Source organism: Streptomyces sp. JLSY215, assembly GCF_059682825.1.
In genome coordinates this window covers 8,372,223-8,393,157 of sequence record NZ_CM185022.1, presented here as the reverse complement: position 1 = coordinate 8,393,157, position 20,935 = coordinate 8,372,223, and the positions used below count along the sequence as shown (strand labels likewise).

General features: G+C 72.3%; 19 protein-coding genes. 13 read left to right on the top strand and 6 right to left on the bottom strand.

Annotated features, from left to right (window positions below; all coding sequences use genetic code 11):
* Nucleotides 1–3 precede the first annotated feature (3 nt).
* Nucleotides 4–1,308: a sensor histidine kinase gene (locus AC5677_RS36935; RefSeq protein WP_497192254.1), complete on the top strand. Its 1,305-nt coding sequence runs from the start codon at nt 4–6 to the stop codon at nt 1,306–1,308.
* A gap of 16 nt (nt 1,309–1,324) precedes the next feature.
* Here the strand turns inward: AC5677_RS36935 and AC5677_RS36930 are convergent, their stop codons facing one another.
* Both AC5677_RS36930 and AC5677_RS36925 read right to left on the bottom strand, forming a co-directional pair.
* Complete coding sequence (locus AC5677_RS36930) at nt 1,325–2,119, bottom strand: polyphosphate polymerase domain-containing protein (protein WP_497192253.1); 795 nt, start codon at nt 2,117–2,119, stop codon at nt 1,325–1,327.
* Nucleotides 2,116–2,802, bottom strand: a complete 687-nt coding sequence (locus AC5677_RS36925) for a DUF4956 domain-containing protein (protein WP_497192252.1) — start codon at nt 2,800–2,802, stop codon at nt 2,116–2,118. Before AC5677_RS36925 ends, AC5677_RS36930 begins: the two co-directional genes overlap by 4 nt.
* Nucleotides 2,803–3,197: 395 nt before the next feature.
* On the opposite strand from AC5677_RS36925, the gene AC5677_RS36920 reads away from it, so the two are divergent.
* From AC5677_RS36920 to AC5677_RS36910, 3 genes are read left to right on the top strand one after another with little or no spacing between them, the layout of a single operon-like run.
* Nucleotides 3,198–3,782 carry an ATP-binding cassette domain-containing protein gene (locus AC5677_RS36920; protein ID WP_497196896.1) on the top strand — a complete coding sequence of 195 codons (585 nt, stop codon included), beginning with the start codon at nt 3,198–3,200 and terminating at the stop codon, nt 3,780–3,782.
* Nucleotides 3,779–4,651 carry a metal ABC transporter permease gene (locus tag AC5677_RS36915; RefSeq protein WP_497192251.1) on the top strand — a complete coding sequence of 291 codons (873 nt, stop codon included), beginning with the start codon at nt 3,779–3,781 and terminating at the stop codon, nt 4,649–4,651. Before AC5677_RS36920 ends, AC5677_RS36915 begins: the two co-directional genes overlap by 4 nt.
* The gene (locus AC5677_RS36910; protein WP_497192250.1) at nt 4,600–5,409 is read left to right on the top strand and encodes a metal ABC transporter substrate-binding protein; all 810 of its coding nucleotides are present in this window, start codon (nt 4,600–4,602) and stop codon (nt 5,407–5,409) included. Before AC5677_RS36915 ends, AC5677_RS36910 begins: the two co-directional genes overlap by 52 nt.
* A gap of 73 nt (nt 5,410–5,482) precedes the next feature.
* Here the strand turns inward: AC5677_RS36910 and AC5677_RS36905 are convergent, their stop codons facing one another.
* Both AC5677_RS36905 and AC5677_RS36900 read right to left on the bottom strand, forming a co-directional pair.
* On the bottom strand, nt 5,483–7,195 hold the full coding sequence (locus tag AC5677_RS36905; RefSeq protein WP_497192249.1) for a class I adenylate-forming enzyme family protein: 1,713 nt from the start codon (nt 7,193–7,195) through the stop codon (nt 5,483–5,485).
* A complete protein-coding gene (locus AC5677_RS36900) occupies nt 7,192–8,940 on the bottom strand; it encodes a CoA transferase (RefSeq protein WP_497192248.1) in 1,749 nt (582 codons plus the stop codon). Before AC5677_RS36900 ends, AC5677_RS36905 begins: the two co-directional genes overlap by 4 nt.
* 212 nt (nt 8,941–9,152) lie before the next feature.
* Here AC5677_RS36900 and AC5677_RS36895 point away from each other — a divergent pair, with 212 nt between their 5' ends.
* Nucleotides 9,153–10,361: an acyl-CoA dehydrogenase family protein gene (locus AC5677_RS36895; RefSeq protein ID WP_497196895.1), complete on the top strand. Its 1,209-nt coding sequence runs from the start codon at nt 9,153–9,155 to the stop codon at nt 10,359–10,361.
* Here AC5677_RS36895 and AC5677_RS36890 read toward each other — a convergent pair.
* Together AC5677_RS36890 and AC5677_RS36885 are read right to left on the bottom strand one after the other, a co-directional pair.
* Nucleotides 10,351–11,430, bottom strand: coding sequence for a sugar ABC transporter permease (locus tag AC5677_RS36890; protein ID WP_497192247.1), 1,080 nt, complete (start codon nt 11,428–11,430; stop codon nt 10,351–10,353). The genes AC5677_RS36895 and AC5677_RS36890 overlap by 11 nt on opposite strands.
* Nucleotides 11,427–12,677 carry an MFS transporter gene (locus AC5677_RS36885; RefSeq protein WP_497192246.1) on the bottom strand — a complete coding sequence of 417 codons (1,251 nt, stop codon included), beginning with the start codon at nt 12,675–12,677 and terminating at the stop codon, nt 11,427–11,429. The genes AC5677_RS36890 and AC5677_RS36885 overlap by 4 nt, the downstream gene beginning before the upstream one ends.
* 210 nt (nt 12,678–12,887) lie before the next feature.
* On the opposite strand from AC5677_RS36885, the gene AC5677_RS36880 reads away from it, so the two are divergent.
* The 8 genes from AC5677_RS36880 to AC5677_RS36845 all read left to right on the top strand — a co-directional run bounded on the left by AC5677_RS36880 (nt 12,888) and on the right by AC5677_RS36845 (nt 20,884).
* Nucleotides 12,888–13,649: a hypothetical protein gene (locus AC5677_RS36880; RefSeq protein ID WP_497192245.1), complete on the top strand. Its 762-nt coding sequence runs from the start codon at nt 12,888–12,890 to the stop codon at nt 13,647–13,649.
* Between the two features lie 201 nt (nt 13,650–13,850).
* Entirely contained in the window at nt 13,851–15,344 is a 1,494-nt protein-coding gene (locus AC5677_RS36875) for a PepSY-associated TM helix domain-containing protein (RefSeq protein WP_497192244.1), read from the top strand.
* 213 nt (nt 15,345–15,557) lie between these two features.
* Entirely contained in the window at nt 15,558–16,268 is a 711-nt protein-coding gene (locus AC5677_RS36870; protein WP_497192243.1) for a hypothetical protein, read from the top strand.
* Nucleotides 16,269–16,642: 374 nt separating this feature from the next.
* A complete protein-coding gene (locus tag AC5677_RS36865; protein ID WP_497192242.1) occupies nt 16,643–17,263 on the top strand; it encodes a sigma-70 family RNA polymerase sigma factor in 621 nt (206 codons plus the stop codon).
* 19 nt (nt 17,264–17,282) lie between these two features.
* Entirely contained in the window at nt 17,283–17,651 is a 369-nt protein-coding gene (locus AC5677_RS36860; protein ID WP_497196894.1) for a putative leader peptide, read from the top strand.
* A 291-nt stretch (nt 17,652–17,942) separates the two neighbouring features.
* Nucleotides 17,943–19,016: an ABC transporter substrate-binding protein gene (locus AC5677_RS36855; RefSeq protein WP_497192241.1), complete on the top strand. Its 1,074-nt coding sequence runs from the start codon at nt 17,943–17,945 to the stop codon at nt 19,014–19,016.
* 3 nt (nt 19,017–19,019) lie between these two features.
* Nucleotides 19,020–19,871, top strand: a complete 852-nt coding sequence (locus tag AC5677_RS36850) for an ABC transporter ATP-binding protein (RefSeq protein WP_497192240.1) — start codon at nt 19,020–19,022, stop codon at nt 19,869–19,871.
* Nucleotides 19,868–20,884, top strand: a complete 1,017-nt coding sequence (locus AC5677_RS36845; protein WP_497192239.1) for an ABC transporter permease — start codon at nt 19,868–19,870, stop codon at nt 20,882–20,884. The genes AC5677_RS36850 and AC5677_RS36845 overlap by 4 nt, the downstream gene beginning before the upstream one ends.
* The last annotated feature ends 51 nt before the right edge of the window (nt 20,885–20,935 follow it).

Genomic DNA, 20,935 nt, shown 5'->3' with positions numbered 1-20,935 from the left:
GACGTGCGCCGCAGCATCCTCCTCCTCACCGCCGCCACCACCGCGCTGGTGCTGGCCGCCCTGCTCGTCCCGCTGTCCCTGCTGGCCCGCAGCCATGCCGCCGACCGGGCCACCGCCGACGCCACCGCACGCGCCCACTCGCTGGCCACCGGCCTCGGCCAGACCCTCGCCGAGGCCTCCGGGCGCCGTGCCGCGGCCACCTTCGTCGCCTCCGCCAACGGCCCCGATCTGCCCCGGACCTCGGTGATCCTCGCCGACTCCACGGTTCTCGGCCCGGCGGCACCGGTCACCGACGCGGTGCGGCTGGCGCGCTACGGGCGGGCCTTCTCCTACGAGCCGGCGGAGGGCGGCCGGGCCGTTCTCGTGCCCGTACAGGGTGTGGCGGGGGGTACGGCCGTCGTCCAGGTCCGGCTCACCGACCGGCAGCTGTATGCCGGGACGCTGGCCTCCTCGCTCGCCTTCGCCGGGATCGGCGCCGGGCTGATGCTGCTCGGCCTGTTGTTCGCCGACCGCCTCGGCTCGCGCCTCGTCGGCTCCACGCGTCGGCTGGCCGAGGTCGCTGACCGGCTGGCCGGGGGCGATCTGACCGCCCGCGCCGAGCCGTCCGGCCCGCCCGAACTCCGGCTGGTGGCCCGCCAGCTCAACCATCTCGCCGAGCGCATCCACGGCTTCCTGACCTCCGAACGGGAGAACGCCGCCGACCTCGCCCACCGCCTTCGCACGCCGGTCGCCGCGCTGCGCCTGGACGCGGAGGGGCTGCGCGACCCGGCGGAGGCGGAGCGGATCGCGGCGGATGTGGCGGCGCTGGAGCGCAGCGTGGACGAGGTGATCCGGACGGCCCGCAAGCCGCTGCGGGACGACGAGGGCGGGCCGGCGTGCGCCGATCTGGCGGCCGTGACCCGCGAGCGGTCGGACTTCTGGCGCCCGTTGGCGGAGGACCAGGGCCGTACCCTCGTTCTCGCCGCTCCCCCGGCCGGCGCCCCGGTGCTCGTCCGGTGCGAGGAGGCAGACCTGGCCGCCGCGGTCGATGCGCTGATCGGCAATGTCTTCGACCACACACCGGAGGGGGCCGGGATGCGGCTGGCGGTCGAGCCGGACGGCCGTCTGCTCGTCGAGGACGACGGGCCCGGCTTCCCCGACGCGCGGGTGGCCGAGCGCGGCAACAGCGGCGGCGGCTCCACCGGACTCGGTCTGGACATCGTCCGCCGCGCCGCCCAGGAGTCGGGCGGCACGGTGGTGTTCGGGGCGGGGGCGGGCGGCGGGGCCCTGGTCACGGCGACGTTCGGGGCCGCGGACGGTTTCACGTGAAACTCTCCCCCGCCCTTCAGACCGCCACCGGGAATGCCGTACGCACCGCGCGCCGCCAGTGGTTGGCCGTGAGCTCGGGGCGAAGTGCCGCCAACCCGCCGCAGTATTTGGTGAATTCGGCGGCGCGCACGCCGTAGCGGTGCAGCAGCCGGTCCGCCTCGGTCAGCTGGCCGGTGGTCTTGGTCTCGACCAGCACCAGTTCGCCGTCGGCCCGTACCGTGCGGCCGGTCTCCAGGTCCCGGCAGAGCAGGGCCGCATCGCAGGTGATGCGCTGACCGTTGGCGACGAGGGTGGCGCGGGTGTAGTCGGTCTCGATGAAATGGCCCAGTTCGGTGGGGGCGGCGATGCCGTACGAGCGGTCCAGCACGGAGGCGAGGAAGCCGCGCGGGGCCTCGCCGAGGGCCGTGTCGCCGGGCAGCAGCGGCTGCCGGTGCTTGACCGTCTCGCCCCGGTGCCCCTTGAGCTTGATCTCGAACTGCCGCTCGCCGGTGTCCTCGTAGAGCCGCTCGCGGATCTTGTAGCGCAGCCGCCGGCCCTGCCGGTGGTCGTGGAAGGACCGCAGGTCGGGGGTGTCGTAGTAGACCGAGTGGTAGCGGAACCAGCGGCGGCCGTTGATGCACAGCGCGGCGAACGGCCCACCGGGCCGCCGCCGGTCGGTGAGCTCGGCCGCGAAGGCGGCGAAGACATCGACGGGGACGAGGTAGCTGTGGTCGTAGCGGGCGAGGAGTTCGGCCCGTGCCTGGACGTCGGCGAGCGGGACCGGGCGCGCGGCCATGGCGGCGCGGGCGATGGCTCGTACGGCGGGAATCACACGGTCTCCTTGGTGGCGCGGTGGGGACGGGGGATCGGGCGGGGCCGGGTGGTCCGTTGCGCGACGGCGTCCGCCGAGGACGCGGTACGTGTTCCGCGCTCCGCGCCGCCGGAAGGCTCCGGGACTCGGAATCTGACGTCCAGCACCATCAGGTCCCGCACGAAGTCGATCTGTTGCACCTTCCACGTCAGCGGCTCACCGAGGCGTCGGGCCAGGTCGGCGCGGAGGGCGTCCCGCCCGGTGTGCACCACGTCCAGGGTGATCACGGCGCGGCGGGTGCCGGACAGCAGCCGAGGATGGTCGGCGATATGGAGGACGAGCAGGAGCAGGGCGGCGAACCCGCCGGCGACGGCGAGCGGCAGATGCGGCAATGCGCACAGCAGGCCCAGCACCAGGGTCGTGAAGTAGTACGCGACCTCCTCGTGCTGAACGGAGTCCGAGCGCAGCCGGATGATCGACAGCACCCCGAAGAGGCCGAAGCCGAGTGCGGTGCCGCCGCCCGCACCGACCCGCGCCAGGGCCGCGACCACCGAGAACAGCGCGACATTGAGCGCGAGATAGGCCGGCACCAGGTCGCGCCGGCGGTGCCGCGGGTAGTACACGGCGAAGGTCAGCACGCTCACCGCCGCCAGATCGACCGCCAGCCGCGCCGCCAGTTGGCCGTAACTCGCCACGCTCTCCATGCGTTCCCACTCCTCCGCTCGGGCCGTCACCGGTCGTCGGGAACGCTAGGGACGACCGGGTTAAGCCCGCCCCCGCCACGGGTTAAGGAGCCACGCACCCGCCGTGTCGTCCCGGGCCGCCGCCCGCTGGCTTCGTTCCTCTTCAGCAGCAGCGTTCGACGACGGCCCCGGCGGCTTACCGGCGCACTTTCCCGGCCGGCACCCCTGAGAGGCTGTCGGGCAGCCGATCATCACGTGGTTTGTTTCCCGCCGACGGGAACTCAGCGCATGGCCGGGCCGACTAGTGGGCCGTGGAACGGAGCGAGGTTCGGTCGGTGCCCCCGGTGGAGCGGCAGGCGGGCGGGGCAGGTGGGCTCGATGTGTGGCTGCGGGAGGTGGTGTGCCGGCATGGGCGTCTGGAGGCCGTGAGTGGGGTCGATCTGGAGGTGCGGGCCGGTGAGCGGGTCGCGCTGACCGGTACGAACGGGTCGGGGAAGACAACGCTGTTGCGGGCGGTGCTCGGGCTGCACCGGCAGGTCCAGGGGGAAATTCTGGTCGGCGGTCGGGGTAGTCGTAGCGCTGCCGAGTGGGCTTGGCGGCGGCGGGCGTGCGGGTGGATTCCGCAGCGACCGGCGGCCGGTCGCTTCCCGTTGCTCGCGAAGGAGTTGCTGGCGAGCAGCGGTGCTCCGGAGGCGGCGGCCGAGGCAGCGCAGCGGCTGCGGGTGGGGGATCTCGGGGACCGGCCGGTGGGTGGGCTGTCGGGTGGTCAGTTGCAGCGGATGCATCTGGCGCGGGCGGTGGGGTGTGTGGCGGCCGGGGCGGGTGTGCTGCTCGCGGACGAGCCGACCGCGGCGTTGGACTTCGCGGGTCAGGAGGAGGCCGCCGAGGTGCTCACCACGCTGCCGGTGACGCTGATCGTCGTGACGCATGACCGGGCGATGGCCGCGCGGTGTGACCGGACGCTGGAGATGGCCGCCGGGCGTTTGCGGGAGGTGGCGTGAGCGCGTGGGGGCAGGTCGGGGACCTGTTGCAGCTGGTGCCGGTGCAGCGGGCGGGGGTCGGGCTGCTGCTTGCCGCCTTCGGGCTGCCGGTCGTCGGTGTGGTGATCGTCGGTCTGGACATCATGCCGGTGCGGTTCGCGATGATGCATGTGGCGCTGCTGGGTATCGCGGTGGGGCAGCTGGTGGGCCTGGATCCGGTGGTGTGTGCGCTGGTGGCGTGTGCGCTGGCGGGGGCGGGGGTGGCTCCGTTGGCACGTACCGCGGAGGGTCTGTCGGGGGCCATGGGGCTGCTGATGAGCCTGGCCATCGCGGCGGCGTTGCTGCTGCTGGCGTTGTCCGGGGTGAATGCCAATGGGGCGTTCGCGCTGCTGTGGGGGTCGATTCTGGCGGTGCGGCCGGCCGATCTCGTGGTGCTGGGTGTGCTGGCGGTGACCGTGCCGGGGCTGTTCGTCTGGCGGCGTCGTGAGCTGGCGCTGCTGCTGCACGACCGGGAGCTGGCGTGGTGCTCCGGCGTGGCGGTGCAGCGGCTGACGGTGGTGCTGCTGGTTCTGGTGGCGGTCGCGGTGGCCGGTGCCATTCGTCTGACGGGCGCGCTGCTGGTGGACGCGCTCACCTTGCTTCCGGCCCTGGCCGCCCGTCGCCTGGGCCGGTCGTTGGTGTCGATCACGCTCTGGGCGATCGGCATCGGCGTCGTCGTGAACGTCGCCGGCTTTCTGAGCTCCCTGGCCTGGGACCTGCCACCCGGGCCGGTACTCGTCCTTGCCGCGGGGGCGGTCGCCCTTGCCGCGCATCTCATCCCCGAACGGAGAACCTCCTCATGGCGCACGTCCGCTCCCTCTTCCGTCCCGTCGCCGCCGTCACTGCACTGAGCGCGGGCCTGGTCCTGCTGACCGGCTGCGGTGACGACGGCTCCGGCAAGGCGGGTGGCGAAAAGGCCGGCAAGCAAGGGCCCGTTGTGGTCGCCACCTCAAGCTGGGAGGCGGCGCTGGCGAAGGCCGCCGGGGCCAAGAACGTCACGTCCATCGTCCCCGCGTCGATCAAGCATGCCCCCGACTACGACCTGAAGCCCTCTGACCTGGCGGCGGTCGGCGACGCCGACTATGTCCTGTACGCCTCGTTCGAGCCGTTCGCGGGACGGATCAAGGAAGCGGCCGGCTCCAAGGCGAAGCTGGTCGAGGTCAATCTCGACAACACGCCCGCCAAGACCAAGGCCGCGGTGACGAAGCTCGGCAAGAAGTTCGGGACGGAGCGGGCCGCGGCCAAGTGGAACGGCAAGTTCGCGAAGGAGTGGGACTCGCTGGTCCAGCAGGTGAAGGCCACCTGGCCCGGAGGAAAGGCTCCGACGGTGGCGTCGCAGATGTTCACCACCTGGGCGGCCGAGCTGGCGGGGGCGAAGGTGGTCGGTACGTACGGCCCGGAGGCGGTCACGCCCGCCCAGTTGTCCGCACTGTCGGCGAAGAAGCCGAAGTTCGTGCTGGACAACGAGAACATGTCGACCGGGACCGTACTGCCCGGCTCGGGCGCCGAGCAGCTGAACATCGTCAACTACCCGGGCACGGACCTCGATCTGCTGACCGTCTATCGCAAAGCGGCCGGCCAGATGGAGAAGGCGTTCTCCGCATCCTGACCGGTCTGCTTGCCAGAGAGGTGGGACCAGAGAGGTGGGAGGGGCCGCGGTGTGCGGCCCCTCCCCCGTTGCATCAGCCCGCCTGTGCGTGGTCGGCGGGCAGTTCGGCGGCGGCCCGCTCCCGTAGTGCGGCGCGGTCGGGCTTGCCTGCCGGGGTGAGCGGCAGTTCGTCGGTCACCAGCAGCAGACGCTCCGGGTGCTTCCGGCGGTCCAGTCCACGGGCGTCCAAGTGGGAACGCAGGCTCTCCAGTCCGGGCTTCCGGCCGGGCCGTGGCACCACGCACGCGGCGAGGCGCTCGCCCATCAGCGGATCGGGGACCCCGACACACATCACCTCCCGTATGTCCGGGTGGGCGGAGAGCTCGCGTTCGACCTCGGCGGGGCTGATGTTCGCGCCGCCGCGGATGACGATGTCCTTCAGGCGGCCGACGACGCGCAACGCGCCCTCGGCGTCCAGCATGCCGAGGTCGCCGGTCCGTACCCAGCCGTCGGCTGTGCGGTAGCGCATGTTCAGCTCGGGTGCGCCGACGTAGCAGAGCGGGGACATCGGTCCGCGCGCGATGATCTCTCCCGCGTCGTCGGAGGATCCTCCTGGCAGCGGGGCGATCCGGATCTCGCAGACGCCGGCATTCGGCCTGCCCACCTTGATCCCCGGGCCCTCGTCCGGGCCGTTGCCGGGGAGGTCATCGGCGGCGTTCCGCTCGGTCAGGCCGCCGTGGCAGTTGACGCCGTCGGCCGAGCCGTAGAAATTGACCACCGCGCAGCCGAAGGCCCGGCGGGCCTCGTCGCGGGTGGCCGCGTCGAGCGCGGAGCCGCCGAGTACGAGGGCCGTCAGGCCGGTCGGCACGGCGCGTCCGTCCGGCAGCCGGTCGAGCATCATGCGCACCATGGTGGGCACTCCCAGGACGTGGGTGGGCCGGTGGGTGCGGATCGCTTCCAGCGCGGCGTCGGGCGTGAAGCGGTCGAGGAGGACGAGGGATCCGCCGTGCCGGGCGAGGGTGACGGCGGTTCCGCTGCTGCCGAAGGCCGAGGCGAGCGGTACAAGGAAGAGGCAGCGGGGCGCCGTGCCGTCGGGGAGCAGGGCGGCGAGGGCATTGCCACGGCCGCCGGCGAGCGCATTGTGGGAGTACGCCACCATCTTGGGCTCGGCCTCCGAACCGGAGGAGACCAGGATCCGGGCCGCGGTGTCGGGGGCGGGGCGCGCGGGTGTGAAAGCGGTCGCGTCGGTGCGGAGGAGTTCGGCCAGCGACAGGCAGCCGTCGGGAACCGGTCCGGGGGCGGCCGCGATCACCGCGCGCAGGGCGGGCAGTTCGCCCGGCAGTGTGGACAGTTCGGCCAGTTCCTGTGCGTGCTCGACGCCGCGGTGTTCGGACGCGGCGATGACCGCACGGGCTCCGGAGCGGCCAAGCAGCGACACGGCTTCCCGTCTGCCGCGTCCGACCGGGAAGGGCAGGGCGATGGCGCCGAGCGCGGCCACGGCCAGGTCGGCCACCACCGCCTCTCTGTTATTGGGGAGTTGGACGCCTACGACGTCACCGGGACAGACGCCCGCTTCGGCGAGCCCGGTGGCCAGACAGCGTGCCTGGTGGTCCAGTTCGGCGTAACTGACCTCGCCGCGTGCGTCGATCACGGCCACGGCGTGCGGGTCGGCGATGCGCCGGGCGCGGAACAGCGCGTACAGGTCGAGGTCGGGGCAGTGGCCTTCGGCGGCCCAGGCGCGCCGCAGTGTCGGGGGGACCAGATCGTGGAACCGGGCGGACAGCTGGGCCGGGGACCGGACGGTCATGCGAACCTCCAGGGCGAGGGGACGACGAGGGAACCGTGCGCATCGCGGGTGAAGGCGCCGCGCAGACGCGGGTCTTCCGGCAGCGCGGTGAGGTCGGTGGTGACGGCGGTGGCGGACCGGCCTTGGGCGCGCAGGGCGGCGACTGCCTGGTCCGATGTCATATCGCGCAGCCGTGCCGAGTCGGCGTCCGCCGCGTGGGAGGAGTCGTCGGCCGGTGCCACCCATCCGTCGGCTGTCGGCAGCGGGCGGCGGAATCCGGCCGGGCGGCGCGGGTCGCGGCCCGCCGCGGCCCGTCGCAGCGCGGGGGCGGTGAGTGTCTCTGCGGCGCCGAGCAGCGAGGACTCCAGGTGTACGCCGCGACCGGTGCGCTCGCGCAGCAGCAGGCCGGCCAGGACGGCCTCGGTGCCGACCAGTCCACCGAGTACGTCGATCAAGGTCATGAGGGACGGGGCGGGCGGCTCGTCGGCGGGCCGGGCCGCTTCGCCGACGCCGGTGCGGGCCTGGACCATGAAGTCGGTGCCCATGGGGGCGTCGGGCAGTCGGTTCGCCCAGCCGCTGGTGTAGGCGTACACCAGGCCGGGGTTGACGGAGGCGAGACGGCCGGCGTCCAGCCCGTACCGTTCCGCGTTGCCTGGGGCCCAGTTGTGCAGGAAGACGTCCGCATCGGCCGTCAGCTCGCGCAACTCGGCTTGCCCGGCGGGTGACTTGATGTCGATCTCCACGGCGCGCTTGCCGCGGTTGAGGGCGAGCCAGCGGGCGGAAACACCCGATGTGCACGGGGGCATCCCGCGCAGGGGATCGCCGCCCGGCGGTTCGATCCGTACGACGTCGGCGCCGAGCAGGCCGAGCAGATGGGCGGCGAGCGGGGCCTGGATGCGGCGGCCCGCTTCCAGCACGGTCAGGCCGGTGAGGGGGCGGGCGCCGTCAGGGAGGGGGCCGGCGGTGGACGTGGGCGCCGTCCCGGTGTGTGGCGTCAGGGTCCAGGGCGCGGCGGAGGCCGCTTCGGCCGCCCGCTGGGCCAGGGTGTGCAGGGCGCACACCTCGGCCCCCGATGCGGCGGCGGCCTCCCGTATGCGCGTCCAGGTGGCGGCGTTCGCCGTCCGGTGCAGGTTCTGGGGCAGGGGTGCGCAGGCGGTGGCGTAACGGAACTGGAAGGCGGGCCAGCCGATGCGGATCGCCTCTTCGGGCGCGCCGAGTTCGCGCCAGAACCGGGCCCAGGGGGCGGGATCCAGCGCCTCCAACTCGAAACGGGTGCCGCAGGCGGCGGTGAACGGCGGACCACCGGGAGCCGAGGGGACGGCCTCCGCTTCCGGTGCGTTCGCCGCGGCGATGTACTGGGAGATCGTCAGCAGCGCGGCCCGGTCGGCTCCCGTGGCGACATCCGCGGTGCCGCCGCCGCGCGCCCGGCCCAGGAGCGCGGCGAGCAGACCCTGCACGCTGAGGACGGAGGCACAGGTGGCGGCGTAGTCGACGGCGAGGCCACGCGGTGCGCCGTCGCGCCTGCCGTGTACGTGCATCGTCCCGCTGACTGCCTGGACGGTTGCTTCGTCGGCGGCGTCCGCTTCCGGCAGGACATCCGCCCAGGCGGTGTGCACGGTGGCCTCGCCCGGTCCCAGGCCGGTCGCGGTGAAGCGGGCGGGGCCCGTCTGCACGGGCGGCGATGCCTGCGCCTTGGCTCCGAGCGCCCGCAGATGGTCGAGCGCCGGGACGGTGAGCGCTGCGGGGCCGAAGACCCGTAGCTCCACATCCTGCAAGGTCCGGCACGTATCGATACCGGTGGGTCGACCCACGGTTTTCACGGCGTTCCTCTCCGGCGGCGGCGATGCGCCCCGTGTCTCGCACGGCGGTAGACGTACGGGAACCAGACGACGACCGGGGCCGACCAACTCCACAGCCAGCAAGTCGGACTGTCCGTTCACCGAGTTCCCGGTGGATGCGGAGGAAAGCGGTGAACTTCATGGAGCGCGCGCACGGCACCCCGGGCGCTGCCCCTGCCCTCGGCCGCACCGGGTCCGGACTGCCGGACGGTGCGCTCGCCGAGCTGCGCGGGCGCGTGGCGGCGTTCGTACGGGAGCGGGTGATGCCCGCCGAGAGCGTGCTCGACGCGGGTGGGCCGGCCGCACGCGCCGAGCTACGCGGGCTCCAGGCGGAGGCGAAGGACGCCGGGCTGTGGGCGCTGCCGCTGCCCGAAGAGTTCGGGGGACAGGGCCTGTCGTTGTCCCGCTATGCGCACCTCGCCGAGGCGGAGGGGGCCAGCGACCACGGCCCCGCCGCTCTCGGCTCGGCGCCCCTGCTGGACGTGTTGATGCTCGGCCGCCATGCCACCGCGACCGTCCGGGAGCGCCACCTGAAGCGGATCGCGTCCGGCGAACAGCGCACCTGCTACGCGATGACCGAGCCGGAAACACCCGGCACCGACCCGGCACTGACCGCCACCCGCGCCCGTCCCGGCCACGACGGGACGTGGACCCTGCACGGCCGTAAGTGGTTCATCACGGGTGCGGGCGAGGCCGATCTGGTGACCGTGATGGCCCGGACCGGCGAGGGCGATGGCCTGTCGCTGTTCCTGGTGCCCACGTCGGCGCCCGGATTCCGGGTAGTGCGCGAACTGCCCGTCCTGGGAGCGGGCGGCCAGTGGGAGATCGCACTCGACGGTGTCACCGTGCCCGCGGACCACCTGGTCGGCGAGCGTGGCAAGGCGTTGCGCATCGCCGGCGAACGGCTGCGGTTCGGCCGCGTACTGCGATGTCTGCGCTGGCTGGGTCAGGCCGAGCGGGCCTTCGACCTGATGTGTGGACGGGCCCGGTCGCGAAGCCTGTCGTCCGGCCCGCTGGCCGACCACCAGCTCGTACAACAGCTCGTCTTCGATGCGTTGCTGGCGATCCGCACGACCAGGCCGCTGGTGTACGAGGCGGTGGCTCGCCTGGACGCGGATGAGGACGCCCGGCTGGAGACCGGGCTCGCCAAGGTCGCCGCGGCCCGGATGCTCCAGCAGGTCGCCGATGCGGCGATCCAGGTGCACGGCGCGGCCGGGCTCGGTCCGGATACCGCGCTGCCGGGGCTGTTCCGCATGGGGCGCATGGCCCGGCTGCTGGACGGCCCGGACGAATTGCACATCGCCGCGGTGGCGCGCCGGGTCCTGCGCACTTACGACGTCACATCGTGAAGGGCTCCGCCAGTCCGACGAGTACCGCCAGCCCCCACGCCAGGAAGAAGTCCCCCCAGATCAGCTCATGGCGGGTGGCAAGGGCGCGCCCGGCGTCGTAGCAGCCGTCCAGCAACGCACCCGACGGGGACTGGTGTGCCTCGACGAGCCGACGCAGAATCAGGCGTCCGCGCTCCGCCAGCCGGTCGCCTTCCTGCCCGTCCCCCGCGGTCCGGGCAAGCGCGGACAGCTTCAGCGCGGCCACCGCCTCGATCGCGGCGGCGGAGGTGTCCACCAGGCCGCTCCGATGCCCCTCCTGAGCAGGCGGGACGAGCGGCGCATGCGGGCCGAGGCGCAGCGCGGCAAGCCGCCCCGCCGCCTCCCGCAGACCGTCGTCCCCCAGCCAGTGGATCCCGTCGGCGACCCCCAGCAGCAGCCACGCCACGGTACGGCTCCAGCCGGGCGCGGGCTCGGCGCAGGCCGTCCATCCGCCGTGCCGTCGGGCCTGCCACGCGGGACGCGGAGGCTCCTGGGCCAGGCACAGGACGAGATGCCGGCCGAGATGACCGTACGCGGCGGCCCGACCGCCGCCCGGCGCCTGCGCCAGCAGCGGGACGAGCCCCGGGACCCCGTCCGCTCGCGCCAGCAACCGCGGCCCGCCGAAGGCATCGCCCCACGGCACCAGCCCCAGCCGCGTGTCGTACGCGGCAAGGCAGGCCCGCGCCGCTTCCTCCCTCAGCGCGCCCGCCGCCTCGTCGCCACCGGGCCCGGCGGCCAGGGCGGTGCCGTACCAGAGCACCAGGCCGCGGGTGGCGGTGTCCTGCTCGACCCAGCACCGCAGCCGCCGTACGCAGTCGGCCGCCGCCTTCCGGTGCTCCGGGACGCCCGAGGACAGCGCACGCAACCACAACAGGCCGGCCCAGAAGCCGCCGGTCCACGAACCCCGGGACGTGGTCGTCCAGGCCCCGCCGTCCGCGTCCGCGTACAGCGGGAAGCGCTCACCGACCTCGTCCGCCGTCACCGACACCCGCTTCAGTACGGACGCGAGCGCCCGGCCGGCCCATCCCGCCGCTCCCGGAGCCGTCCTCATCCCGCATCCTCTCGGCGACGCGTCATCAGCGGAACGACGATCAGTGCGGCCGCCGCGAACTCGGCCGCCACCAGCAGCCAGCCCGGCCCGTAGCCGCAGGCCGAGACCAGGACGCCGAACACCGGCGGACCCACCGCGAAGCCGGCGAAGAAGCCCGCCGACACCAGCGCCGAATCCTGACCCGCACGCCCCGGCGCCGCGCGTTGCATCACCAGGACCATGGACACCGCGTTCGCCGCCACCGCGAACGACCCGACAGCGATCGCCGCCACCCACACCAGCGGATGCGCCAGGACCGCGGCGGCGAGGAGCAGTGCCGCGCCCACCGCCCCGGCTGCCAGCAACGCGGGCAGCGACGTGGCACGTCCCGGCCGCCCCGCCGCACGCGACCAGCCCATGCGTCCGCCGATCCCGGCGACCCCCAGGACGGCCACCAACGCCGCGGCCGTGGTGGGCGAGAGGCCCAGCCGCTGCGTGCCGAACAGCGCCAGGTAGGTGTTGACCGAGGCGATACCGCAGCCGAGCAGCAAGGAGAAGACCGCCAGCCGCCTCGTCACGCCGGGTGCGGAGGGCGCGCGGCGTCGGCTCGTGGCCGTCGCGGGCGCGTCGGGTGGGAGCGCGAGGGCGGCCCACACCGCGGCCAACGCCGCCGTACCCGCGGCCGCCCACACCGCACCACGCCAGCCCACACCCGCCGCCAGCAGCGACAACGGCAGCCCCGCCACGAAGGCGCCGAACTGCACCCCGGACTGTTTGAGCCCGGTCACCCCACCTCGCCGCTCGCTCGGAAAGGCCGCCAGGATCACCTTGTTGGTCGCCGGGTTGGCCAGGGCCTGCGGCAGACCGCCGAGCGTCACCGCAGCCAGCAGCACCGCCGCCCCGGGAGCCGCCCCGATCAAGGCCAACGAGACGCCGGCGAGCAGCAACAGCGCCACCAGGCAGCGCCGCGGCCCCACCCGGTCCACCAACCGCCCCGCCACCGGCGACAGCAGCGCCGCCGCGCCGAAGCCCGCCGTCGTGGTCAGGCCCAGCACCGTACGGGAGATCCCCAGCCCACCGACCAGGCGCGGCCCGAGCGCACCGATCAGGAAGAGCTGCATCATCGAGAAGGCCATCGCGGACGTCAGCAGTACGGTCACCACGGGGCTCGCACCGGGCGACCGGGCCATGGCCCTGTCGGCCCCGTCGGCCCCACCGGTCTCCGCTCCCGACGGCGATTCCGCCTCCGTACCACGCTTCGCTCGCACCCGCGGCCCTCCCGAAGACCTCGACCCCTGGATCGGCGTCCGGCTGATTGGTGTCCGGCACAGTCAGTCGTACGGGCCGGGCCTCTGGTTCCCGGGTGGGCTTCCCGGCCGAGCCTCTGGCGGCAGGGATCCCCTGCACACACCGCGAGGTCGACATTCAGCCACCCCCTGTCCGAATCCGATGGGGTGCCTTGGCATGATGTCGGCGCCATGCCTGCCACCGCCGCGCTGCGATATGTCCGGGCCGCGGTGTTCGCCGCGGTCTGCGTTGTGCTGTCCGCGGCGGGCCATGCTGTGATGTCCGGTTCCGCGCTGCCGACGTGGACGTTGGCGGCGGCTGGGGCGGCGGTGTTCGTGTGCGCCGGTCTGGCCGCCGGACGTGAGCGGTCCCTGCCGGTCATCACCGGCGGAATTCTCGCCTGTCAGGGCGGGCTGCACCTCTTCTTCTCCTGGGCACAGGGGTTGTGCGTGGCACCCGCCGAGTCCACCGGCAAGGCCGCGGCCTGGGCGGATCTGCTGTTGTGCGGTCACTTCGGCTCGGCGGATCCGACGCCGGCGCTCCGCTCGGCGATGCACCGGATGGTGCGGCGCGCGGGCATGGACTGGAACAGTCCACCGTCCCACCAGCACGGTGCGCACATGGGGCTCGGCGGGCACACCGCGCACGCCATGCCGGCCATGCAGCACGCGGGGCTCGGCATGCCGGCCGCGCACCTTCTGGCGGGCCTGGTGTGTGCCTGGTGGCTGCACCGCGGTGAGCGTGCGGTATTTGCGCTGTTGGCAGCGCTGGCTGCCGGTGCCGACCGGTCGCTGTACCGGCTGATCCGCCTCTTTGTCGCGGGTGTCGCGATGCCCGTGCGGGCCGGCCGCCCCCGGCGTTTCCGGCGGCTCGTGGCGTCCGGGCAACCGCACCTGGCAGTGGTCCGGCATGCGGTCGTCCGCCGTGGACCACCGCTGTCCTTCTCGTACTGATCACCGCGTGTCGCGCAGGTTCCGCAGCCCGGAGCCTGAGCTCCGCCGTGCCCTGCGCGGCCCACGCGGCATCCGGAGGGCGCTTCGCGTGCCCGCCCGCCGGGCGGGCGCCCTACCCCCACGGCCCTCCGGATCCCTCCTGCCATCACGTGCGGTCGACGCTGCTGCGCGGCCGCACGGTACGACGAAAGACACCCCGTAATGACGCACGCCCCGAGCCTGTCCGAAGACAGACCGGACACACCGCCCGAGACCCGGCCGGAGGGCGGCACCGACCGCGCACGGCCCTCCCGCAACCAGCTGTACAAGGCCCTGTGGCGCTGGCACTTCTACGCCGGTCTGCTGGTCACTCCGCTGCTGGTGCTGCTCGCCGTCACCGGCGGCATCTACCTGTTCAAGCCCGCGTACGAGAACTGGGTCTACCAGGACCTGCGCACCGTCCACGCCGCACAGCGCGCCGAGCCGGTCCCGCTGGCCGAACAGGTCGACGCCGTACGCAAGGCGAAGCCCGAGGCGACCATCCAGTCCGTGACGCCGCCGAGCGACCGCGAGCACAGCACGATGGTCACCCTCGCCGCGGACGGCGGCGGCCCCTGGGCACCGACCGTGTCGGTCTACGTCAACCCGTACGACGGCAAGGTGCTGGGGTCGGTCGACAACGGCAAGACCTTCATGCAGAACGTCCGCGAACTGCACGGCAACCTGCTCAGCGGAGACATCGGCGACCGCCTCATGGAGCTGACCGCATCCTGGGCCGCGATCCTGACCTGCACCGGCCTGTACCTGTGGTGGCGGGCCCGCCCCCGCCGTGGCCGGAGCGGACGGCGCGGACTGCGGCGCTGGCATGCCACCGTCGGCGCCGCCGTCTCCGCCTTCCTGCTCCTGCTCATCGCCACCGGCCTGCCGTGGACCGGGATCTGGGGCCAGCAGCTGCAGAAGGTCATCACCGCCACGAAACAGGGCACGCCCAGCGCGGAGGACTACAAGGTCTCCTCAAAGCTCGCCACCACCGCCGACCACCTCACCTCCAACCCCGACACGTCCGTGCCCTGGGCGGCGGAGAAGGTCCAGGTCCCGACCTCGAAGACCGGGGGCGGGCAGGAAGGGCACGAGGGCCACGCCGGCCACATGGGTAGCCATGGCGGAGACGGTGCCGCGCCCGGCAGTCTTTCCATCGAGCGGGCCGTCGCCATCGCCCACCACGAGCGCGTGCCCGGCACCTTCACCGTGACCCTGCCGCAGGGCCCGAAGGGCGTCTACACGATCTCCGGCAAGTCGGAGGCGGACCCCGCACAGCAGCGCACCCTCTTCCTCGACCAGTACTCCGGCAAGGTGCTCGCCTCCTACGGCTGGCCCCAGTACGGCCTGCTGTCCAAGCTCGTCGAGGAAGGCATCGCCCTCCACCAGGGCGAACGCTTCGGATGGCCCAACCTCCTGGTCGCCCTCGGCACCTGCCTCGCCGTCATCGGCATGGCCGTCAGCGGCGTGGTCATGTGGTGGCGCCGCCGTCCGACCGGCAAGGGCCTGGGCGCACCCCGCCGCGCGCAGGACGCCCGGGTCACCCGTGGCGTCGCGCTGATCATGTTGATCCTCGGGGTGGCCATGCCCCTCGCCGGGATCTCCATGCTGCTCATCCTGACGCTGGACTGGCTGCTGATCCGCCGGATCGCCCCGCTGCGCCGCTTCTTCGGCTGAGCAACGAACCGGGAGGGGAGCACGCTGCGCCCGCGTGGCGCGTGCTCCCCTTCCTGGGCGGAGGCGAACGGAGGCGTCGTGCCCATCCTCCATCTCAGGCGGCCTACCGCTCAGTTGACCGCGCGCACGGTGCATTAGCCGATCTTGACAACAACCGGCCCGACGCACCACGCCCTCTCCCGAGCGGGCGAACCTGCTGGCACGATGTCAAACATGTCTGCCGGGTCGGTTTCACGCGCCGTGCGCGCCGCGATCTTCGCGGCCGTGTGCGTGACGACCGCGGCCCTGGGGCATGCGTTGATGTCCGCGCAGCCCTTGCCCTGGTGGGCGCTGGTTGCCGCATTCGGCGTCACGGGCTGGGCGGCATGGCGGCTGGCAGGGCGGGAGCGTGGCGCGTTAGCCGTGACCGGCTCCACCGTCTTGGCCCAGCTGGGTCTGCACCGCCTGTTCGACCTGGCACAGTCATGGGGAGCCGGCCTCACCCCAGGGACCGCCCGGGTACCTCCGCCGACGTCTATGGGTGACGCGCAGGGGATGACCGGCTTGGCGGGCACAGGGGACCTGCCCGCGATCACCGCCGCACACATGGGCGGTATGGGTGCAATGCACCACGACATGAGCCGGATGCAGACGATGCACTCCGGCCACGGCACCCTCGGCATGCTCCTTGCCCACACGCTGGCCGCGCTCCTGTGCGGCTTGTGGATGTGGCGCGGCGAGGCGGCTGCGTTCCGGCTCGCCCGCAGTGCGACAGCGACGTTGTTCACACCCCTGCTGCTGATCCTGACGACGCTGGGCCGGCCCGGCCCGAAGCCGCCCGCTCGCCCGGTGGCCGGTGCCGGTCATGTCCCGCGCCTGCGCGGGGTGCTCCTGCACCACGTCGTCTCCCCCAGAGGCCCACCGAGGCTCTCCGTCCACTGCTGACCGCCCGTCCTGGGACCTTCCCGGCACCGTCCGGATCCTGCAACGCCGTCATGGACGCCAATGCCGTCGATGACGCGCTGTTGTCGATGCCGTCCGGGATCCCCCACTCCCCCTTGCTGCACGGCGCATGGAATCGGTGGCGGGCGGAGTACCGGCGTGTCCGCGCGGCTGCCTCCCTCCTACCTCGTCGAGCGGCACCGCCCCACACGCCGGCCCTTGGCCCTGCGGCCCTCCGGCCTGCCCACAGACGTACGGCCGTCGACCATGTCGCTTGACGTCGTCACCGGCCTTCGCACGGGTACCGGGAGTGCCGCTCACCGATGAGGCCGTGCCATGCCTTGGTACGGCCCGCACCCTCCAAAGGACATGTGGCGATGATCCCTGCCCTTGTTGGTCCGGCCTGTAGCGCCCGGACCGTCGTGGACGACGAGCAGCTCACCACCCTGGCGCTGGCCGCACGGGACGGCGACCCCGACGCCGTCGAGCGCTTCATATGCAGCTCCCACCGCCATGTATGGCGATTCGTGGCGCACTTGAGCGGCGACACGAACAGCGCCGACGACCTCGCCCAGGAGACCTTTCTGCGCGCCCTCACCAGCCTGCCGCGATTCGCCGGGCGCTCCTGCGCACGCACCTGGCTGCTGTCCATCGCCCGCCGTGTGGTGATCGACCGCTACCGGTCCGCCGCCGCCCGCCCGCGCATCGCCGACGTCGAGGACTGGCAGGCGGTCGCGGAACACCGCCAGCCCAGCGGACTGCCGGGCTTCGACGACGGCCTGGCGCTGCGCGAACTGCTCGACGCGCTGGACGGCGAGCGGCGCCAGGCATTCGTTCTCACCCAGTTGGTCGGGATGCCGTACGCGGATGCCGCGGCGGTCGTGGGCTGCCCCATCGGCACGGTGCGCTCCCGGGTGGCCCGCGCCCGCGCCGACCTCACCAACTGGCTCAGGTCCGCCGAGACCTGCGCGCGGGTCAGCCAGGCGGTTGCGGCGTGACCGACCCTGGTTCCGGGTGATGCACGGTATCGCCGGTGCGCCGCCCCTCCGCACGGAGCGCGTCCGTGCGGAGGGCGGCGCACCGGCGATGTGCGGATCCACTGCGTCTGCCCGGGACCGTACGTACGTGCATCGGACGGGTCCGCGCCGAGCGACGGGACCGAGCTGCCGGCGGCGGCCGGGTACCACCCGCGCACCGCGAATTGTGAACGCGACGCTGCGCGCGCATGGCGGGAGAATCAGAATGTGCGCGCACGGCTCTCGCCTCATTGACGTGGCTGGTTTTCGCTGCCAGCCTCCGAGTGTGAGTCCCTCGGAGAACTTCACTGCACGCCTGCACGTCGATCTGCGACGCCAGGCCAGTGCCATCTGTGCCGCTGGCTGCTAGAGCCCGGACCAGCGTCACCTCCTGAACGACCCGCGATTCCGGTCCGGTCACCCGGCCCGGGATTCCCCCGTCGGCCGGTGATTCCCGCCGCATACCACCTGAAATCCGCCGGGATCGGTATGCGCGCCGGCTTGTTTCCTCTCACCGCACCCGTTGCCTTTCCGTTCTCGCACCTCGGGCTGTCCTGACGCCCCAGGCCGATTCGTCACGTCACGGAGCCGGCGGTCATCGCCACCGCCCCCACACGCGTACCTCCGCCGCTCCGCCCACCGACTCGAACAGGACCCTTCCATGAGTTCCATAAGCACGCTGACCAGCCCATCGAGCCGACGACAGTTCCTCACGCTGCTGGGTGTCTCGGCGGTCGCCGTCAGCTGCGGCACCGGGGGCGGTGGCGCGGCCAAGGATCAGACCAAGACGCTGCGGTACCAGGGGTGGGCGGGGTCCGTCATCCTGCCCGAACTGGCCCAGGACCTGGGCTTCCTGGAGGACGTGAAGCTGAAGTGGGTCGGCAACACGATCAGCGGGCCGCAGGACATCCAGTCGGCGGCCACGGGGCAGGTCGACTTCGGCGGCGCGTTCAACGGAGCCGTCGTCAAACTCGCCGCGCGAAAGGCTCCCATCACGTCGGTCATCAGCTACTACGGCGTTGACAAGGCGGCCTACAACGGCTTCTACGTCCTCGAGGACAGCCCGATCCACTCGGCCCGTGACCTGATCGGCAAGAAGGTCGGGATGAACACCCTCGGCGCGCACTCCGAGGCGATGCTCGACATCTACCTGCAACGCCACGGCCTGTCGCAGGCGGACATCAAGAAGGTCGAGCCGTTGGTGGTGCCCCCGGTCAACACCGAGCAGTCGCTGCGACAGAAGCAGATCCAGGTGGGCGTCCTCGGCGACATCCTGCGCGACAAGGCCCGGCAGACCGGCGGCATCCGGCCGCTGTTCACCGACCATCAGCTGCTCGGCGACTTCTCCGCCGGCACGTATGTGGTGAACGACCGCTTCCTCAAGGAGAACCCCGACACCGCGCGCACCTTCGTCACGGGCGTCGCGCGCGCCATCGAGTGGGCCCGCGCCAGACCGCGCGACGAGGTCATCGCCCGCCAGATCGAGATCGTCAAGAAGCGTGGCCGCAACGAGGACACCGGTCCGCTGAAGTACTGGAAGTCCTTCGGCGTCGCCGAGACCGCCGGGCGCATCACCGACAAGGAACTCCAGCTGTGGATCGACTGGCTCAGCAAGCGCGGTGACATCGAAAAGGGCCAGGTCAAGGCGTCGGATCTCTACACCAACGAGTTCAACGCGTACCGCCCGAAGGCCAAGTCCTCCGCGGCCAAGGCGACCTCCAAGAGCGGGAGCTGACCCATGCCGGATTCCACCACTCCCAAGATCGAGTTCGAGCAGGTGCGCAAGACCTTTCCCGCCAAGAGGGGGTGGGCCCAGGGCCGCGGCCCGGCGCACGGGGACGGCGAGTTCACCGCCCTCGACGGTGTCGACCTGCGGATCGGCGCCGGGGAGTTCGTCGTCGTGGTCGGCCCCAGCGGATGCGGCAAGTCCACGCTGCTGGACCTGCTGGGCGGGCTCGCCCGGCCGACCGGCGGACGGATCCTGCTGGACGGGGAACCCGTGACCGGGCCCGGCCTGGACCGCGGCATCGTCTTCCAGCAGTACGCCCTGCTGCCCTGGCGCACCGCCCTGGGCAACGTCGAATTCGGCCTGGAGGCGACCGGCGTGCCACGGCGTGAGCGCACCGGGCGGGCCCGCGAGTACCTGGACCTGGTCGGGCTCTCCGGATTCGAGAACCGTCATCCGCACGAGCTGTCGGGCGGCATGCGCCAGCGCGTGGCCATCGCCCGCTCCCTCGCCTACGACCCCGACGTCCTGCTGATGGACGAGCCGTTCGCCGCGCTGGACGCCCAGACCAGGGAGTCGCTCCAGGACGAGCTGCTGCGCATCTGGCAGCGCACCGGGAAGACCGTCGTCTTCATCACCCACGGCATCGAGGAGGCCGTCTACCTGGGTCAGCGGGTGGCCGTCATGACCTCCAGGCCCGGTCGTATCAAGCAGGTCGTGCCGATCGGCTTCGACTCCCGCACGGAGACGGACGACCTGCGGTCCAGTCCCGAGTTCGCGCGGTACCGACACGAGATCTGGACGCTTCTGCACGACGAGGTGACCAGGACCCAACTGCTGGAGAAGGAGGAGGTCTCCGTATGAGCCTCGCAAGCGGTTCGAGCACTCGGCACCAGGCCCCTGAGGAACTCAGGACTCCTGAAGAACTCAGGACTCCGGAGGAACTCACGACTCCGGAGGAACTCACGACTCCGGAGGAACTCAAGCTCCTGGAGGAACGCTCCGCGCCGACCACCGGCACACCGTCGGCGTCCGCCGAGGAGCCCGCGGCCGTTGCGCCGATCAAGCCGGACAGGCCGCGGTCCCCGGGCGCTTCCGTGCTGTCCCGCGTCCTGCGCGCGGTGTTGACCGGCGTCACCAAGTCGGTGGCGATCGTCGCCCTGCTGCTCGCGTGGGAGCTGGCGCCCCGCTTCGGCCTGGTGGACCGGACCTTCCTGCCGCCGTTCAGCGAGGTCGCCGATGCCTGGTGGGGACTCGTGGCCAACGGCCAGCTCGCCGACAACGCACAGGCGAGCCTGGTGCGTTCGTTCAGCGGATTCGGCATAGCCGTCGCAGTGTCCGTACCGCTGGGCCTGCTCATCGGCTGGTACCGGCCCGTCGCCGATCTCCTCAATCCGTTGCTGCAGGTCTTCCTCAACACCGCCGCGCTGGCCCTGCTGCCGGTGTTCGTACTGCTCCTCGGCATCGGCGAGACGTCGAAGATCTCGATCGTGGTGTACGCCTGCGCCTGGCCGATCCTGTTCAACACCATCAGCGCGGTACGCACCGTCGACCCCACCCTGCTGAGGCTGGCGAAATCCATGGACCTGTCCGCCCCGCGGCTGTTCCAGAAGGTGATCCTGCCGGCCTCGGTGCCGACGATCTTCACCGGAATCCGGCTGGCCGGGGCGGTGTCCATCGTCGTCCTGGTCGCCGCCGAGATGATCGGCGCCAAGGCCGGTCTCGGCTATCTGATCAACGCGTCCCAGTACAACTTCGCCATTCCGCAGATGTACGCGGGCATCGTCACGATCTCCGTCATCGGCGTGGCCTTCAACCAGCTGCTGGTGGCCGTGGAGAAACGGCTCAGCTCATGGCGCGTCCCCGCGACGAGCTGACGCCCGCATTCGCCCCCAACGCCCCCGCGCAAGGAACCCGGAGGAGTTTTC

Excerpts from the sequence above, each read along its gene's own strand:
- AC5677_RS36925 (WP_497192252.1), bottom strand. The coding sequence starts at position 2,802 with ATGGAGAGCGTGGCGAGTTACGGCCAACTGGCGGCGCGGCTGGCGGTC.
- AC5677_RS36910 (WP_497192250.1), top strand. The coding sequence starts at position 4,600 with ATGGCGCACGTCCGCTCCCTCTTCCGTCCCGTCGCCGCCGTCACTGCA.
- AC5677_RS36905 (WP_497192249.1), bottom strand. The coding sequence starts at position 7,195 with ATGACCGTCCGGTCCCCGGCCCAGCTGTCCGCCCGGTTCCACGATCTG.
- AC5677_RS36895 (WP_497196895.1), top strand. The coding sequence starts at position 9,153 with ATGGAGCGCGCGCACGGCACCCCGGGCGCTGCCCCTGCCCTCGGCCGC.
- AC5677_RS36890 (WP_497192247.1), bottom strand. The coding sequence starts at position 11,430 with ATGAGGACGGCTCCGGGAGCGGCGGGATGGGCCGGCCGGGCGCTCGCG.
- AC5677_RS36880 (WP_497192245.1), top strand. The coding sequence starts at position 12,888 with ATGCCTGCCACCGCCGCGCTGCGATATGTCCGGGCCGCGGTGTTCGCC.
- AC5677_RS36875 (WP_497192244.1), top strand. The coding sequence starts at position 13,851 with ATGACGCACGCCCCGAGCCTGTCCGAAGACAGACCGGACACACCGCCC.
- AC5677_RS36870 (WP_497192243.1), top strand. The coding sequence starts at position 15,558 with ATGTCTGCCGGGTCGGTTTCACGCGCCGTGCGCGCCGCGATCTTCGCG.
- AC5677_RS36865 (WP_497192242.1), top strand. The coding sequence starts at position 16,643 with ATGATCCCTGCCCTTGTTGGTCCGGCCTGTAGCGCCCGGACCGTCGTG.
- AC5677_RS36860 (WP_497196894.1), top strand. The coding sequence starts at position 17,283 with ATGCACGGTATCGCCGGTGCGCCGCCCCTCCGCACGGAGCGCGTCCGT.
- AC5677_RS36855 (WP_497192241.1), top strand. The coding sequence starts at position 17,943 with ATGAGTTCCATAAGCACGCTGACCAGCCCATCGAGCCGACGACAGTTC.
- AC5677_RS36850 (WP_497192240.1), top strand. The coding sequence starts at position 19,020 with ATGCCGGATTCCACCACTCCCAAGATCGAGTTCGAGCAGGTGCGCAAG.
- AC5677_RS36845 (WP_497192239.1), top strand. The coding sequence starts at position 19,868 with ATGAGCCTCGCAAGCGGTTCGAGCACTCGGCACCAGGCCCCTGAGGAA.